Raw genomic sequence first — 16,957 nt, forward strand, 5'->3', positions numbered from 1 at the left:
CAATGACGATTTCTCGACGATGGTTCCTCGCGGGTGTGGCGCTGACCGGTGCTGCCCTGCCCGCGGTGTATTACGGGCATCGCGAGTTGACCAGAGCGGACCCGACGATCACACCCGGCGAAGCGTCGTTCGAGGTGGCGGATGTCGCCGGTCAGCGCCTCGCGGATACGCTGCGCGGTGTCTGGCAGATTCGTTTCGAAGGGCGTGACGCCGGCATCGAGGGCTTGCCGCTGGAGGGCCTGGAAGTGTTTCTCGACATCGGTCACAAGGGGCGCGGTGTCAGCGGTTTCCTTGATACCGCCGAGCGTTTGCGCGCAAGCGAAGAGCCCCGTTACCGCGTGCTCGGCGATCTGGCCGGGGCGAATCCGGCGCAGTTGAGCTGGCGGCTGGTCAATGCCAACGGCAGCTGCGACTACGAGTTCAACATGACCCTGGACGAGGTCTGGGCCGGTTTCGGTAACGCTGGCAGCGGCACCCTCAGTGGCCGCGTGCTGAATCTGGATCGTCCGCTGATGCTGACCGCTCAGGACAATCGCTTCATCGCGGTCAAACGCGTGTTCCCCGAAGCACGCGAACGCACCGGGCTCAACCCGACTTTGCTGGCCTGGCTGGTGTCCCCGGAGCATCGGCTGTTTCACCAGCTCTGGCATGCCTCCCGGGACAAGTGGCACAAGTTGTCTGAAGACCAGCGCGGCGCCTTGCGCGGCCTCGGCTGGCAGCCCGGCCCTCGGGACCAGGAGCGCGATGCCCGGGGCGAGCGCAAGGATCGCAATGGTTCGGGGGTGGATTTTTTCTTCATGCACCGGCATATGCTCGGCACGGCGCGCACGATGCAGGACTTGCCGTCCTGGTCGCGTTTCCCGTTGCCGCAGCCGGAACTGGCCCGGGACCGGCTCGGTTTCGCTCGCTACTTCGACAACCACGACGGCACCTCGCTGCCACCGACCTGGCTGGCCGAAGACGATGACGAGTACACGCAGTGGGTCAGCGACATCAAGACCAGCGAGACCTATCACAGCAACTTCCAGGTATGGGAATCGCGCTACCGCGACCCGCGTTACCTGTCGACGCTGACGTTGGGTCAGTTCGGTTCAGAGGTCGAACTGGGCCTGCACGACTGGCTGCACATGCGCTGGGCCTCGGTGCCGCGCGATCCCTCGAACGGCCAACCGGTGCCGTTCGCCCGTGATCCCTCGGACTTTTCCGCACGCTGGTTTGCGCCGGAAAACGATTTTCTCGGCGACCCGTTTTCCTCCCATGTCAGCCCGGTGTTCTGGCACTTTCATGGCTGGATCGACGATCGCCTGGAAGACTGGTTTCGCGCCCACGAGCGCTTCCATCCGGGGCAGGTCAGTCGGTTGCAGGTCAACGGTGTGCAATGGTTCGCGCCGGGGCGCTGGGTCGAAATCGATGACCCGTGGCTGGGGCCGGTCACTCATGGTTGTAGCACCACGCCGGGATTGCAGGCTGGAAAGTCAGTGGAAATGGACCCGGAAACCATGAAGCTGGCGTTGCGGATTACGTTTGGCGAGGATGAAAAGAAACTGGCGGATCTGTTTCGCAAGGTCCCACAGCGGCCGTGGTATGCGCGCCATCTGAAGGCCAGGCAAACTCCGGTTTGATACCGCGTAATCGTTCAATCGCTGGCAAGCCCGCTCCTACAGGTTTTGTGTCGTGCCCGAACCAGGCGGCAACCACAAAACCTTGTAGGAGCGGGCTTGCCCGCGATGGCGTCCTGTCAGGCAATAAAGCTATAGAGTCTGCCACCCGCCACCTAACGCCTTGTACAACGCAATGCTCGCCTGCATCCGCGACAGCCGCAGTTGCACATTCAAATCCTGCGCTGCATACAATGTGCGTTGCGTCTCCAGCACGATCAGCAAATCCTCGGCGCCGGCCTGATAACGACTCTGCGCAATGTTGAACGCTGTCTGCGCCTGGCTCAGTTCTTCACTCTGCCACTGACGCTGCTCGTCGAGCCCGCGAATGCTGTTGAGGGCTTTCTCGACGTCGGCGAAGCCGTTGATGATCGCGCCACGGTAAATCTCCAGCAGTTCCTCCTGCCGGGCCGTGGCCTTGTCGCGCTGGGCGCCGAGGCGGCCGTTGTTGAAAATCGGCGCGAGCAATCCGGCAGACAGGTTGTAGAACGGACTGCGCAGAATGTCGCTGGCACTGTCGGAGCCGGAGCCGATTTCGGCGCTCAGGGTCACGGTCGGCAGCATCGCGGCGCGGGCGATGCTGACATCGGCTTGTGCGGCAGCCAGTTGCGCTTCGGCCCGGGCGATGTCGGGACGACGGCTGAGCAACTGGCTGGGCACGCCCGCATTGATGGCCGGCCAGGTCAGTTGATCAAAGTGTTCCTGATCCAATGACAACGCCTGAACCGGGCGCCCAAGGAGCAGGGCGAGGCTGATTCGCGCGTCCTGCGCCTGTTGCTGCGCCAGCGGCAATTGCCGTTGCTGCGCGGCCACCAGGCTTTTTTGCTGCGCCAGTTCCAGCGCTGTGGCGGAGCCGGAGTCGAAGCGGGTCTGCACCAGCTTCAACACGCTTTGGGCGTTGGCCAGGTTCAGCTCGGCGATGCGGCTTTGTTCCTGTAGCGACAGGGCTTGCGCGTAGCCGTTGGCGACACCGCTGAGCAACGTCAATTCGACCGTTGCCTGATCGAACTCGCTGGCTTTGAGGCCTAATTGCGCACTGTCCCGGGAGGCGCGCTGGCCGCCCCAAAAGTCGATTTCATAACTGGCCGTGAGGCTGGCGTCGAAGTAATCCACGGCCTTGTTGCTGTCATCGGCATCGAGTTGGCTGTAGCCATCGCCGCGCAGCAGTTTCTCGCGATTGGCATTCACCGCCGCCTTGACCTCGGGCAGTTGCGAGCCACCGGCAATCACCGTGTCGGCCCGCGCCTGGCGCACCCGGGCGATAGCGGCGGCGAGGTCGTAACTGCCAAGCCGTGCCTGTTCGATCAGGCGTCCCAGTTGCGGGCTGCCGAAGCGGTTCCACCATTGCTGGTTGTCGTAAGCGGCAACCGCCGTGTGTGGCGATTGCCAGGCGGCGGGCGGCTGGATGCCGCTGTCCGGGCGTTGGGCTGGGCTGCCACAGGCGCTGAGCAACAGGCACGCGGTCAACAGGCTGAGGGACGGCTTGATCGAGAGCGGCTTCATGGAAAGATCATTCACTGGTAAGGGCCGTGACCGGGTCGAGTCGGGCAGCTTTGCGGGCCGGCATGAAGCCGAAGACAACACCGGTGACCAGGGCGCAGCCGAAGGCGCCCAACACCGCTATCAAGGAAAACGCGACGGCGACTTCACTGAGAATCAGCGCGCCGCCGACGATCAGCGCCAGGGCGATCCCGGTGAGTCCGCCCACCACCGAGAGCATCACCGCTTCGGTGAGGAACTGGCGCAGGATGTCCCGCTGCCGGGCGCCGGTGGCCATGCGGATACCGATCTCGCGGGTGCGCTCGCGCACGGTCATAAGCATGATGTTCATCACGCCGATGCCGCCCACCAGCAACGAAATCGCGGCAATCGAACCGAGCATCAGCGACAGGGTGTTTTGCGTATGTGCCTCGGCCTGGATCATTGCCGCATTGTTGGTCAGTTCGAAATCCTTCTTGCCGTTGTGCAGGCGCAGCATCAGCTGTTCGATGGCCTGTTCCGCCTCCTTGACCTTGCGCGCATCGGCGGCGGCGATGGCGATGTATTCGGGATTGTGCGTGCCGAACAGTCGCACGCTCGCAGCGGAGTAGGGGATGGCGATGCGGTCGTCGCTGTCGGAGTCGCCGGAGCTGGCGCCTTTTTCCGCGAGCACGCCGACCACCTGGAATGGCACGTTTTCGATCAGGATGTATTGGCCAATCGGGTTGGCCACGTCCTTGAGCAACTTGGTGCGCACCTTGTGGCCGATCACTGCGACGGCGGCGGCGTTCTGTTCATCGGCATGGGTGAAGTAGCTGCCTTCCACCACAGGCCAGTTGAAGATCGCCGGGAAGTTGGTGTCGTTGCCGCCGACGTAGCTCAAGTGATCGAGGTTGCCGAAACGCACCCCGGCTTCCTGGCCGTTGACCGGCATGATTCGCATCACCTGCGGCAGGCTGGCGATGGCCGCGACGTCGTCGAGGGTGACGATCCCCGGTGGCGTGCGCGGATTGGGCGCCGAGCCGCTGAGGTAAATGATGTTGGAGCCAAACGCGCCCATCTGTGCCATCACCTGGCGCTTGCTGCCTTCGCCGACGGCGAGCATCACCACCACCGAGGCCACGCCGATGATGATGCCGAGCAGCGTCAGTGCGGTGCGGAACTTGTTGATCCACATCACCCGCCACGCCGCTTGCACCGCATCCACCAGTTCGCCTTTCCAGGCACCGGTGGCTTCGGCACCTTCGCTCAGGCGTTTGCGCAAATCCACGGCTTGCAGGGCGCCGGGGTTGGCCGAGTGTTGCGCGGCGGGATTGTCCCGGGCGCTGTCGCTGATGATCTCACCGTCGCGAATTTCGATGATGCGCTTGGCCCGGGCCGCGACTTCGCGGTCGTGGGTGATCAGGATGACCACGTGGCCCTGGCTGGCGAGTTCATCGAGCAGCGCCATGACCTCGGCGCCGCTGTGACTGTCGAGGGCGCCAGTGGGTTCGTCGGCGAGGATGATGTGGCCGCCGTTCATCAACGCACGGGCAATCGACACACGCTGTTGTTGCCCGCCGGATAACTGATGCGGACGGTTGCCGGTGCGCGAAGCCAGCCCGAGACGGTCGAGCAGGGCAGCGGCGCGGGCATGGCGTTCGGCGGCCGGCAAGCCTGCGTAGATCGCCGGCATCTCGACATTTTCCTGGGCCGAACCGGACGGGATCAGGTGGTAGCCCTGGAACACGAACCCGAAGGCTTCGCGACGCAGCCAGGCCAGCTCATCGCTGTCCAGGGCGGCAACGTTTTCTCCGGCAAAACGGTATTCGCCCGAGGTCGGGCGGTCGAGGCAGCCGAGGATGTTCATCAGCGTCGACTTGCCGGAACCGGACGCGCCGACGATGGCCACGAATTCACCGGCATGGATCGACAGGTCGATGCCGCGCAACACGTGAACTTCAGGCGCGTCGCCGCCACCGTAGACTTTGCGGATGTCCGAAAGGTCGATCAGGGGCGTCTGCATTCAGCCGCCACTCCCATCGACAGGGCCGATCAACAGGTGATCGCCTTCCTGCAAGCCGTCGAGGATCTGCACGCGCAAGCGATCGCTGATGCCGGTGCGCACATCGCGCTGCTCGATGCTGCCGTTCTTGGCCACGACCTGGGCGGTTTGCAGGTTGGCCTGGGTGCCGGTTTGCAGGGCGGCGACAGGCGCGGTGAGTACGTTTTTTGCCTGATCAGCGACAAAAAACACCTGGGTGGTCATTTCCGCCATCAGCGCGTTGTCGGCGTTGTCGACGTCCAGTAACACGGTGTAAAGCACCACACGGGCGCTCCCGCTTTTGCTGGTGCTGACCGGGCTGCCGCCGCCCTGGCTGGTCTGGTCCAGCGGCTTGGGCGGTACCGGCAGGATTTGCCTCACGGTGCTGGTCCAGCGCCGGGTGCCGCCGCTGAGGGTGGTGAACCAGGCGTGCATGCCGGGTTTGACGTGGCCGATGTCGGCCTCCGACACCTCGGCCCACACCGTCATCGGCGACAGTTTGGCGATGCGCAGAATCAGCGGTGTCTGTTGCTGGGCGTTGAGGGTCTGGCCTTCCCGGGCGTCCAGCGCCACCACGGTGCCGGCCATCGGTGCGTAAATCCGCGTGTAGCCGAGTTCGGCCTGATCGCTGCGCAGGCTGGCTTCGGCCTGGCGGATCTGCGCCTGGAACATGTCGACCCGTGCTTGCGTGGCGCGCAGTTCGGCCTGGGCGGTCTGCACGTCTTCTTCACGGGTGGCGCCGCCAGCGGCGAGGTTCTGCTGGCGCTGGAATTTCTGCCGGGCGAGATCGTGTTGTGCCCGTTGTTCCTGCAACTGTGCCTTGAGGTTTTCGACGGAGAAACGCCCCGCGTCGAGTTTGGCCTGTTGCGTAGACGGATCGATCTCCACCAGCAACTGGCCTTCCTTGACCACGTCACCGACTTCCACGTGGATCTTGTGGATCTGCCCGGACGCCTGGGCGCCGACATCGACATAACGACGCGGTTGCAGAGTTCCCAGCGCGGTGACACTGCTTTCAATGTCGGCGCGGCTGACCTGCACGGTGGCGAACTGGTCTCGGCCCGGCGGAATGAACTGCCAGGCGGCGACGGCAATGGCGGGAATCAGAAAAAGTGCGGCAAGCAGGGCACGTCGGGTCTGTCGAGGGCGTTTCATGCAGGGTTCCGGCCTTGGGAAGTAGGTCCGTCGTTCAGCAGCGGGGAGACCGGGCGGAGACGGGGAGCTGTCCTTGTAAACGATCAAAGCACCGGCCAATTTAGCCGGCGACACAATTCCCTATGGGCGCGAGCAGGGAATACAACTATTTACCGCACGATTTGACTCAGTACTTTAAATCTATATGAGAATTACTATAAATTACGCGATTCGAATTGCCACTACCGTGCCACTGTTTATTTTAACGGTCACGCAAAGGGCTCAAGGACAGAAACCGCACCCGTGCGGACGGGAGTCATGTTGGAAAACTACTATCGGGAGCTGGTGTGTTTCCTGAACGCCAGGCTCGGCAACCGCCAGGTCGCCGAAGATGTGGTGCATGACGCCTATCTGCGGGTGCTGGAGCGCACCAGCGACGCGCCGATCGAGCAACCACGGGCATTCCTGTATCGCACCGCACTCAACCTGGTCATCGACGATCATCGGCGCAATGCCTTGCGTCAGATCGAGCCGCTGGACGTGCTCGATACCGAAGAACGCTACTTCACGCCGTCACCGCATACTGCCCTCGATCACGGCCAGCGCCTGGAAATGCTCCAGCGTGCCTTGGCCGAATTACCACGGTTGTGCCGCGAAAGTTTCCTGCTGCGCAAGATCGAAGGCCTGTCCCATCCGGAGATTGCCGAACAGCTTGGCATTTCCCGTGCGCTGGTCGAAAAGCACATTGTTAACGCCATGAAGCATTGCCGTACACGAATGCGACAGTGGGATGGCCATTGAGCTGACGGATTCACCAACACGTTAAATTTTGTTTCAGTGTCCTCGTTCCTACTCAACAGACGACCTGTTGTGCTGCCCTTGGCCGGTCAGGTCACTTAGGTTCAATGCCCCATTGTTGAGGGGTTTATCCAGAGGACACTGGAAATGACACAGGCAATTGCATCGCCCATCGTTCACGACCTGATCGGCGTCGGTTTCGGCCCTTCGAACCTGGCACTGGCCATCGCGCTGCAAGAGCGCGGGGCAAGGCAGGGCGAACTGGATGTGCTGTTTCTCGACAAGCAGGCTGATTACCGCTGGCACGGCAACACGTTGGTGGCCCAGAGCGAGTTGCAGATTTCCTTCCTCAAGGACCTCGTGACCTTGCGCAACCCGACCAGCCCTTACTCCTTCGTCAATTACCTCAAGGCTCACGGGCGCCTGGTGGACTTCATCAACCTGGGCACCTTCTATCCGTGCCGCATGGAGTACAACGACTACCTGCGCTGGGTCGCCGGGCAGTTCACCGCGCAAAGCCGTTACGGCGAAGAAGTGCTGACCATCGAGCCGGTGCTGCACAACCAGCAGGTCGAGGCGCTGCGGGTGATTTCCCGCGATGCCCTAGGTCATCAACATGTGCGCACCACCCGTTCGGTGGTGGTCAGCGCCGGTGGCACGCCACGCATTCCCGAGGTGTTCAAGGGGCTCAAGGATGACGGCCGGGTGTTCCATCATTCCCAGTACCTGGCGCAAATGGCCAAGCAACCGTGCGTGGACAACCGGCCGATGAGCATTGCAATCATCGGTGGCGGGCAGAGCGCGGCGGAAGCCTTCATCGATTTGAACGACAGCTTCCCGTCGGTGCAGGTGGACATGATCCTGCGCGGCTCGGCACTGAAACCGGCCGACGACAGCCCCTTCGTCAACGAAGTGTTTTCGCCGGAGTTCACCGACCTGGTGTTCCAGCAACCGGACAGTGAACGCGAGCGGCTGGTGAATGAGTACCACAACACCAACTATTCGGTGGTGGATATTGACCTGATCGAGCGCATCTACGGCATCTTCTACCGGCAGAAAGTCTCGGGCATCGCCCGCCATGCGTTCCACACCTTGACCACGATCGAGAAAGCCACGGCCAATGAACGGGGTATCGAATTGGTGTTGCGCAACAATGCCACGGGTGAAGTTTCGGTCCGTCATTACGACGCGGTGGTGTTGGCCACCGGTTACGAGCGGCAGATGCACCGCAAACTGCTGGCGCCGCTGGAAGCCTATCTGGGTGATTTCGAGGTTGATCGCAACTACAAGCTGATCACGGACGAGCGCTGCAAGGCCGGGCTCTACATGCAGGGTTTCTGCCAGGCCAGTCACGGGCTGAGCGACACCTTGTTGTCGATCTTGCCGATCCGCGCCGACGAGATCGCCGGTTCGTTGTATGAGCACGGCAAGCATCGCGGGCACAGTCGCTCAGTGGTGGATTTGTTGTTGGCTACTGCCAGCTGAAATGTGTAGCGGCCACGAGGCCCTATCGCCAGCAAGCCGGCTCCTACAGTAGGTTTACGTCGCAATGCATATCCCTGTAGGAGCCGGCTTGCCGGCGATAGGGCCCTCAACAACGGCAAAAATGTCGAATCCTGAACCCTTCCTGAAGAATCCCGCGATTCCCCCAACCCGATCTGTTAACGGGTTTACGCTGCAAACATCGGGGCGTAAGCTTCGCGCGTTTTCATCCATTACGGAGACCCACAGTGGGTACTTGTTCGAGTGACAGTTGTCGGCCGGTCTCGGTAACCGGCATTTTCTCGGCAAGATAACGCGCAGTCTCCTGTGCCGTTGTCTCGCCGACAAGCGAGCAGCGGCATCCCGATCATGGCCAGTCCCGGCCATGTCCCGACGTCCCTCTCATCGACGCTGAACAGTGCGTGGTTTCGACTTTTTGTCGTGGCCGCCGCTCTATCGACACGCCTGTCATTCGTGACCGGCGCGCCAGGCCTTGCTTTGCCGGTTGTTCCGGCGACAGCGGCGTGGACCTGCCTGCTCGACGGTTTCCCGGCTGACCAAAGGGGCACCAGCCATGAAACTTACCCTCAAGGAACTCTTCGCAGGCTTCCTGCGTAACCGCCACATCGCCCGGCACTTCCGCCGTCTGGCGTTGCTGGAAACCTTCACCGACACCACGGTCAGCCGTGAAGTCCCGCCCACCCTGGCGCAAACCCTGGTGGCCGCTGCCGGCAGCGACACCAATACCCTGGGTAGTCACACCGACGGCTTGAGCGAATTCGAAGCCGATGCCCTGCGCGAGCAATTCGGCCTCAACGAAGTCGAGCACGAACAGCCGCTGCCGTGGTGGACGCACCTGTGGCACTGCTACAAAAATCCGTTCAACTTGCTGCTCACATTGCTGGCGGTCATCTCCTGGCTGACCGAAGACATGAAAGGCGCCGTCGTGATTTTCTCCATGGTGGTGCTATCGACCCTGTTGCGTTTCTGGCAGGAAACCAAATCCAACCAAGCCGCCGATGCCCTAAAGGCGATGGTCAGCAACACCGCCACGGTGATGCGCCGCGACCTTGAAGACCGTGGCGCGCAGCGTATCGAACTGCCGATCAGACAACTGGTGCCGGGTGACCTGATCGTGCTGTCGGCCGGTGACATGATTCCCGCCGATTGCCGGGTGCTCAGCGCCAAGGACCTGTTCGTCAGCCAGGCGGCCATGACCGGCGAATCGATGCCGGTGGAAAAATTTCCCCGCCAGCAGGACCGCGATACGCTCAACCCCCTGGACCTGGACAACATCCTGTTCATGGGCACCAACGTGGTCTCCGGCACGGCCATGGCGGTGATTCTCACCACCGGCAACAGCACCTATTTCGGCGCCTTGGCCCAGCGCGTCGGCGCCACCGACCGGGCGCCGACGTCGTTCCAGACCGGAGTCAACAAAGTCAGCTGGCTATTGATCCGCTTCATGTTCGTGATGGCGCCGCTGGTGTTGTTCATCAACGGTTTCACCAAGGGCGACTGGACCGAAGCGCTGCTGTTCGCGCTGTCGATCGCCGTGGGCCTGACCCCGGAAATGCTGCCGATGATCGTCACCTCGACCCTGGCCAAGGGTGCGGTGTTCCTGTCGCGCAAAAAAGTCATCGTCAAGCGCCTCGACGCCATCCAGAACTTCGGCGCCATGGATGTGCTATGCACCGACAAGACCGGCACTCTGACCCAGGACAAAATCTTCCTGGCGCGCAACGTCGACGTCTGGGGTAACGACTCCGATGACGTGCTGGAAATGGCTTACCTCAACAGCTACTACCAGACTGGGCTGAAAAACCTGCTGGATGTGGCGGTGCTCGAACACGTCGAGATCCACCGTGAACTGAAAGTCGGCACGGCGTTTCGCAAGGTCGACGAAATCCCGTTCGATTTCACCCGCCGGCGCATGTCGGTGGTGGTCGCCGAGCGTGATCAACCGCACCTGCTGATCTGCAAGGGCGCGGTGGAAGAGGTGCTGGCGGTCTGCTCGCGGGTGCGTCACGGCGAAGACGATGAAGCCTTGACCGAAGAACTGCTGGCGCGCATCCGTCAGGTCACGGCCGCGTTCAATGCTGAAGGTCTGCGGGTGGTGGCGGTTGCGGCGCGGCCAATGGTCGAAGGGCGCGACACCTACAGCCTGGCCGATGAACAGGCACTGACGCTGATTGGATACGTGGCGTTTCTCGATCCGCCGAAAGAAAGCACCGCGCCCGCCCTCAAGGCCCTGGCCGCCCATGGCGTGGCGGTGAAAGTGCTGACCGGCGACAACGAACTGGTGACGGCGAAGATCTGCCGCGAAGTCGGCCTGGAACAGCAAGGCCTGCTGATGGGCAACGACGTCGAGCGCATGAGCGATGCCGAGTTGGCGCAAGCGGTGGAGACCACCAACGTCTTCGCCAAACTGACGCCGTCCCACAAGGAACGCATCGTCCGCCTGCTCAAGGGCAACGGCCATGTGGTCGGTTTCATGGGTGACGGCATCAACGATGCCCCGGCCCTGCGCACCGCCGACATCGGTATTTCGGTGGACAGCGCCGTGGACATCGCCAAGGAAGCGGCCGACATCATCCTGCTGGAAAAGAGCCTGATGGTGCTGGAGGAGGGCGTGCTGGAAGGGCGCCGGACCTTCGCCAACATGCTCAAGTACATCAAGATGACCGCCAGTTCGAACTTCGGTAACGTGTTCTCGGTGCTGGTGGCCAGTGCGTTCATCCCGTTCCTGCCGATGTTGCCGATGCACCTGCTGGTGCAGAACCTGCTCTACGACATTTCGCAGATCGCCATTCCGTTCGATAACGTCGATGAGGAAATGCTCAAGCAACCACAGCGCTGGCAGCCGGGGGACGTCGGACGCTTCATGCTGTTTTTCGGGCCGATCAGTTCAATCTTCGACATCACCACGTTCGCCTTGATGTGGTACGTGTTTGATGCCAACACCCCGGATCACCAGACCCTGTTCCAGTCCGGCTGGTTCGTGGTCGGGCTGCTGACCCAGACGCTGATCGTGCACATGATCCGCACGCCGAAAATCCCGTTCCTGCAAAGCCGCGCCGCCATGCCGTTGCTGGTGATGACCGGACTGATCATGGCTGTGGGGATTTTCCTGCCGATGGGACCGCTGGCCCATTACTTCAAATTGCAGGCGTTGCCGTCGCTGTACTTCGTGTTTCTGCCGGTGATTCTGCTGGCGTACATGGCGCTGACCCAGGCGGTGAAGGGGTTCTACATTCGCCGGTTTGGCTGGCAGTAACACCGCGAGCATTGTGGCGAGGGGGCTTGCCCCCGTTGGGCTGCGAAGCAGCCCCAAAACAAAGCGACGCGAACGATCAGATAGATCAAGTAGGCAGGCTTTGCGACTGCTGCGCAGTCGTACGGGGGCAAGCCCCCTCGCCACAAGGGGATCGTGTTTTTTTCAAGGAGCTTCATCATGCAAGCCATCAACAACATCAACCGTCAGCCCCTGGATGTGATTTCGGCGGAGGTCACCAACATCATTTACGTCATCGCCCGGCGGCCCCAGCAGAAAGCCGTGCTGGCAATGCTCGAGGCCGAACTGGAGCGCAGCAACTATCCGGCCAGTGATGTGGATGTGCATGCCTTCGGCACGGACGAAATCGAAATCGAAGCGACGCTGGCGACGACCTCGGTCGATGGTGATGAACTCGATGCACTGGTGACGCGACTAGGTCAAGCGTCGGATTGACCCGGATGCATTTGGGAAAAGTCCTACAGATTGATCCTTGTTGCTTCCGTAGCCTGTGCGGCCTCATGAATCCGACATACCGAGGGAGGCCACGTTGCCGAGTAAATCGTTACGTATCCTGATTGCCGATACGCAGCACTTTCACCGTATGAGGATCGAGCGGCTGTTTAACCAGCTGGGTTATTTTCGGGTGGCTCCGGTGCAAGGCGTCGAAGAGCTGCTGAGCTTGATGGAGTACAGCACCGAGCCCTTCGATCTGGTGGTTGTCAATGGAGCCTTGGCCAATGGCCGGTTGAATCTGTTCGACTTCTTTGTCGACAACCCACAGGCCCGTCACGCGTTTATCTTCGATGGTCGGCAGGCGCAGTTGCCGCCGATGGCGGGCAATGTCCGGCACAACGTCAATGTCAGCCATGCTGTACTGCCGGACCTGGCGTCCATCGCGCAGTTGATGGCCACAGTCGACCCGCGTCGACCATTCGTCGGAACTGTCATTTCTGTCAGGTAGTTCCTTCCAACTTTTCATGCAAGAGTTTCAGCGCAGCCGTTGCGTCTTTACGCGGCCCGTCATTTTTTCGGTCGTGGTGTTTTTGCACAGGGAGTTTTCATGAAATCAGCACTGGTTGTGGAAGACCATCCGGTGGTTTGCTCCATGATCAAACTCGTACTCAGGGAGCTGGGGTTCAAGCAGATCCATGAAGCAACCCGTGGCGATGAGGTCATGTCGAAGCTACGTGAGCATCGACCGGATATCGTGCTGCTGGATTTGAGCCTGCCTGGCGTGGACGGGCTGGATGTACTAGACCGAATCAAGGCCGAAAAGACTCATTCTCGAGTGGTGGTTTTCACTTCGCTTGATGCCCGGTTTTATCAGGAACGTTGCATGCGTGCCGGGGCGGCGGCATTTGTCCCCAAGAGCAAGGACCTGGATGATCTGAAAGCCGCGATCAACACCGTGCTGGCCGGTTACACCTGCTTCGTCCAGCTATCATCGAGTCTCGTTTCGATGGGGGCGTTGCAGCGCAGTGAGAAAGAGTTGATTGACCTGCTTTCCAACCGTGAATTGACCATTCTGCAATATCTGGCAAAAGGCTTGAGCAACAAGCAAATCGCCGAGATCATGCACCTGAGTTTCAAGACCGTCAGCACTTACAAGACGCGGTTGATTGAAAAGATCAACGTGAAGTCGCTGGTGCATTTGAGGGACTTTGCCTTGCGCAATGGCCTGATCTGAATGAACGCATTCCGACGACTGTCTGTCATGGTGTTGGCGAGCCTTCTGCTGTGGTCATCGGCTGCCTGGGCGCAACCGCATTCGCTGGCGCTGCTGGGACGCTCCAGCCTCGAAGGTGTTTCCGTCAAACTGACGGACACTGAATCACGCTGGTTGCAGCAAAAGGGACGATTGGTGCTGGCGGTCTCTACCCCGGACTATCCACCCTTCGAGTTCAATACCGCTGGCAAGGTGTTCGAGGGCATCACCGCCGATTACGCCGGTCTGCTCGAGCAATTGCTGGGCGTCAGGATCGAGGTTCAACGCTACCCGTCGCGAGCCGAAGCGGTACAGGCCATCAAGGAAGGGCAGGCTGACCTGCTGGGAACGGCCAATCGTTTTGAAGCCGAAGACCCGCAGTTGCAGATGTCCAGCGCTTACGCGGTCGATCAACCGGTACTGGTCACCCGCACAGACTCAACCGAGGCTCTGGACCCGACGCTGGCCGGCAAACGGCTGGTGACGCTTTATCACTACTTGCCCCAATACAGCGTGCAGCAGTTCTATTCCAGCGCGCAGCTGGAACTCTTCCCATCGACACTGGCCGCCATGGGCGCGGTGGCGTTCGGTCAGGCTGATGTCTATCTGGGGGATGCCATCAGTGCCCATTACCTGATCAGCAAAAACTATCTGGGCAATGTACAGCTGGCAGATTTTTCGCCGATGGAGTCCGGTCGTTTTGCATTCGCGATGGGCCGCGAAAACCCGCAGTTGTTGCACATCGTCAACAAGGCGCTGGCGGTGGTCACGACCAATGAACAAATGAATATCCTGCGCCGCTGGGGGGCGAACGGAGCGTCCATTCCGGGTAATCAGTCGCTGCAATTGAGCGTGGCAGAGCAGCGTTGGCTCGATCGACACCCGCGTGTGAAAGTGGCGATCAATGTCAACATCCCACCGATTTCATTCATCGATAGCGAAGGCCAGTTTCGCGGGATCGTGATTGATGTGCTGACGAAAATCAGCCAGCGCACCGGGCTGCAATTCGATCTGCAGGGCATGAAGTCCGTGGCGGACATGTTGGCGGGTATCCAGGATGGCCAGGTCGATGTGCTGGCGGGCATTGGCCTGAGTTCCCAGCGTGAAGGTCAGTTGCGGTTTACCCGCTCGTTCCTGAACAGCCCGTCGGTGCTGGTGACCCGGGTGGCACCGGACAGCCCCAGGACGCTGGACGACATGGCCGGAAAAGAGCTGGCGCTGACCCAGGGCAACATTTCCGGTGAGTTCATTCGCCAGCACTTTCCTCTGATCCGGCTGGTGGACGCGCCCCTGACGATTGATGCCATGGAGATGGTCGCCCAAGGTGAAGCACAGGGCGGCCTCAATTCGTTGATCAGTGCGCGTTACCTGATTGCCCGTCAGTTTCGTGATCGTCTGCAGGTGACCAGTACGGTGGGCACCGACCCCGCGCGCAGCACGTTGGCGACCAGCCGGGACGCGACTGAGCTGCACTCGATCCTGGACAAGGCGCTGTTAAGCATCCCCCCCGATGAAATCGACGAACTGACCCATCCCTGGCGCTATGACTCGATGGTGGAGCAGAGCTATTGGCTGCGTCATCGGCAGGCGATTTTTCAGGCGTTTGCTGTGGCGGGAGTCATGCTCCTGCTCGCGTTCGTGGGGATTTTTTGGCAGCGTCGGCAAATTCGTCAGCGTCAGCTATTGCTCAGTCAATTACAGGAGGCCAAGGAGGCTGCCGACGATGCCAATCGTGCCAAGACCACGTTTCTGGCGACCATGAGCCATGAAATCCGCACCCCGATGAATGCGCTGATCGGTATGCTCGAACTGGCACTGAAACAAGCGGATAAAGGCGTGACGGATCGTTCCGCCATCGAGGTGGCGTCCCAGGCGGGGCAGCAGCTGCTGGCCCTGATCGGCGACATTCTGGACATCGCCCGGGTCGAATCCGGACAATTGTCGCTGACACCGGAACGGGTCAATTTGCGTGAACTGGTGGCATCGGTCTGTCGGGTTTTTGAAGGGTTGGCGTTGCAGAAAAACCTGCAGTGGCGGGTCGAACTCGACGAGCAAAGTGACTGCGATGTGATGCTCGATCCCACCCGCCTCAAACAGGTGCTGTCCAATCTGTTGAGCAACGCGATCAAGTTCACCGATGAAGGCGGGGTGAGCCTGACCTTGCGGGTAGAGCCAAGACCCTCGGCGCATCTGGCCGTCAGCGTGCGCATTGCCGACAGCGGTGTCGGTATCAGTGCTTTCGACCAGCAACGCCTGTTCAGTCCGTTCGTGCAGGCGGGCAACCACCAGCAGTCGGTCCGGCAGGGTTCCGGTCTGGGGCTGGTAATCAGCCGAACCCTGTGCGAGATGATGGGCGGGCGATTGCAGCTCGACAGCGCTCTGGGTTACGGGACTCAGGTGCACATCAGTCTCGATTTGATGACCTTGCCAACACTGCCCGCCAGTGAGCTGTCCCAAGGGGAAACTCTGCTCTGGACGGGCTCATTGACGATTTTGGTGGTGGACGATTATCCAGCCAATCGCTTGTTGCTTTCACGGCAGCTGAGCTATTTGGGGCACCACGTGATGTTGGCGGAAGATGGCGCGCAGGGGCTGGAACTATGGCTTGAGCATCAGTTCGACCTGGTGATTACCGACTGCAACATGCCAGCGCTCAGCGGTTACGAACTGGCAGGTGCGATACGCGACGAAGAGCGCAGACAGGGCTTGCCGCCGACGCTGATCCTCGGGTTTACCGCCAATGCGCAAAGGGAGGAAAAGGTCCGCTGCCAGGAGGCGGGCATGGACGATTGCCTGTTCAAACCTATCCGCTTGATGGATCTGCAGGCATGGTTGGCCCAGCAGTTTTCCAGCGCACCGTCGAATCAGACCGACGACCCGGAGGTATTCGATTTGAGTGGGCTGGATCGCTTTGTCGATACGGACTGTGAACTCATGGATCAATTGCTGCACGACCTGGAACTGACCAACCGCGAGGATCGTGTTCATCTGCTCGCCCTGCATACCAGCGGTAATCGCATCGCTTTGCGCGAGCTGGCGCACCGGATCAAGGGCGGTGCGCTGATGGTCCGGGCGCTCGCTCTGGTGGAGTGCTGCGAGCAACTGGAACGTGCACTCAATGACAATCAGGCGCCACTGATCGACGAGGCCGTCGATCAGTTGCAACACGCCATGACCCGGCTCGACCGGCGGCTTCAGCAGGATTGAACTCAGTCCAAAACGGGCGCGATACCTTTGGGGCTGGTCAGACTGAATGCCATGCTACGGGACGGTACTGAATGGCGCTGACGAGTGGCATGGTGAAGACAGTTGCTCCCACAGGGTTATTGGATGTACTCGACATTGGCGTATAACCGAAATACCTGTGGGAGCTGGCTTGCCAGCGATGGTGGCGACTCGGT

10 protein-coding genes and 1 pseudogene are annotated in these 16,957 nt (G+C 60.8%); 8 read left to right on the forward strand and 3 right to left on the reverse strand.

Annotated elements, in window-relative coordinates; translation table 11 throughout:
• Positions 1-2 precede the first annotated feature (2 nt).
• Entirely contained in the window at positions 3-1,622 is a 1,620-nt protein-coding gene (locus tag CKW19_RS18115; protein ID WP_095059081.1) for a PvdJ/PvdD/PvdP-like protein, read from the forward strand.
• Between the two features lie 129 nt (positions 1,623-1,751).
• On the opposite strand, the gene CKW19_RS18120 is transcribed toward CKW19_RS18115, so the two are convergent.
• Genes CKW19_RS18120 through CKW19_RS18130 form a run of 3 tightly spaced genes read right to left on the reverse strand, consistent with a single transcriptional unit; the run spans position 1,752 to position 6,315 of the window.
• Positions 1,752-3,146, reverse strand: a complete 1,395-nt coding sequence (locus tag CKW19_RS18120) for an efflux transporter outer membrane subunit (protein ID WP_095059136.1) — start codon at positions 3,144-3,146, stop codon at positions 1,752-1,754.
• 22 nt (positions 3,147-3,168) lie between these two features.
• Complete coding sequence (locus CKW19_RS18125; protein ID WP_095059082.1) at positions 3,169-5,142, reverse strand: MacB family efflux pump subunit; 1,974 nt, start codon at positions 5,140-5,142, stop codon at positions 3,169-3,171.
• Entirely contained in the window at positions 5,143-6,315 is a 1,173-nt protein-coding gene (locus tag CKW19_RS18130) for an efflux RND transporter periplasmic adaptor subunit (protein ID WP_095059083.1), read from the reverse strand.
• Between the two features lie 297 nt (positions 6,316-6,612).
• On the opposite strand from CKW19_RS18130, the gene CKW19_RS18135 reads away from it, so the two are divergent.
• From CKW19_RS18135 to CKW19_RS18165, 7 genes and pseudogenes are all read left to right on the forward strand, one after another.
• The gene (locus CKW19_RS18135) at positions 6,613-7,095 is read left to right on the forward strand and encodes a sigma-70 family RNA polymerase sigma factor (RefSeq protein ID WP_095059084.1); all 483 of its coding nucleotides are present in this window, start codon (positions 6,613-6,615) and stop codon (positions 7,093-7,095) included.
• Positions 7,096-7,239: 144 nt separating this feature from the next.
• The gene (locus CKW19_RS18140) at positions 7,240-8,577 is read left to right on the forward strand and encodes a lysine N(6)-hydroxylase/L-ornithine N(5)-oxygenase family protein (RefSeq protein ID WP_095059085.1); all 1,338 of its coding nucleotides are present in this window, start codon (positions 7,240-7,242) and stop codon (positions 8,575-8,577) included.
• Positions 8,578-9,148: 571 nt separating this feature from the next.
• Positions 9,149-11,851 (forward strand): magnesium-translocating P-type ATPase, encoded by a 2,703-nt coding sequence (gene mgtA, locus CKW19_RS18145; protein WP_095059086.1) that lies wholly within the window; start codon positions 9,149-9,151, stop codon positions 11,849-11,851.
• Positions 11,852-12,037: 186 nt separating this feature from the next.
• A pseudogene (locus CKW19_RS18150) lies at positions 12,038-12,304 on the forward strand (MgtC/SapB family protein); the annotation flags it as partial.
• Positions 12,305-12,398: 94 nt separating this feature from the next.
• Positions 12,399-12,812 carry a response regulator gene (locus CKW19_RS18155; RefSeq protein ID WP_095059087.1) on the forward strand — a complete coding sequence of 138 codons (414 nt, stop codon included), beginning with the start codon at positions 12,399-12,401 and terminating at the stop codon, positions 12,810-12,812.
• A 99-nt stretch (positions 12,813-12,911) separates the two neighbouring features.
• Complete coding sequence (locus CKW19_RS18160) at positions 12,912-13,538, forward strand: response regulator transcription factor (protein ID WP_095059088.1); 627 nt, start codon at positions 12,912-12,914, stop codon at positions 13,536-13,538.
• Complete coding sequence (locus CKW19_RS18165) at positions 13,539-16,763, forward strand: transporter substrate-binding domain-containing protein (RefSeq protein WP_095059089.1); 3,225 nt, start codon at positions 13,539-13,541, stop codon at positions 16,761-16,763.
• Positions 16,764-16,957: the final 194 nt, after the last annotated feature.

The sequence above is a fragment of the Pseudomonas sp. Irchel s3f7 genome, from assembly GCF_900187615.1.
Classification (GTDB): domain Bacteria; phylum Pseudomonadota; class Gammaproteobacteria; order Pseudomonadales; family Pseudomonadaceae; genus Aquipseudomonas.

Coding starts and splice junctions, on each gene's coding strand:
- CKW19_RS18115 (WP_095059081.1), top strand. CDS start 3: ATGACGATTTCTCGACGATGGTTCCTCGCGGGTGTGGCGCTGACCGGT.
- CKW19_RS18125 (WP_095059082.1), bottom strand. CDS start 5,142: ATGCAGACGCCCCTGATCGACCTTTCGGACATCCGCAAAGTCTACGGT.
- CKW19_RS18130 (WP_095059083.1), bottom strand. CDS start 6,315: ATGAAACGCCCTCGACAGACCCGACGTGCCCTGCTTGCCGCACTTTTT.
- CKW19_RS18135 (WP_095059084.1), top strand. CDS start 6,613: ATGTTGGAAAACTACTATCGGGAGCTGGTGTGTTTCCTGAACGCCAGG.
- CKW19_RS18140 (WP_095059085.1), top strand. CDS start 7,240: ATGACACAGGCAATTGCATCGCCCATCGTTCACGACCTGATCGGCGTC.
- mgtA (WP_095059086.1), top strand. CDS start 9,149: ATGAAACTTACCCTCAAGGAACTCTTCGCAGGCTTCCTGCGTAACCGC.
- CKW19_RS18160 (WP_095059088.1), top strand. CDS start 12,912: ATGAAATCAGCACTGGTTGTGGAAGACCATCCGGTGGTTTGCTCCATG.
- CKW19_RS18165 (WP_095059089.1), top strand. CDS start 13,539: ATGAACGCATTCCGACGACTGTCTGTCATGGTGTTGGCGAGCCTTCTG.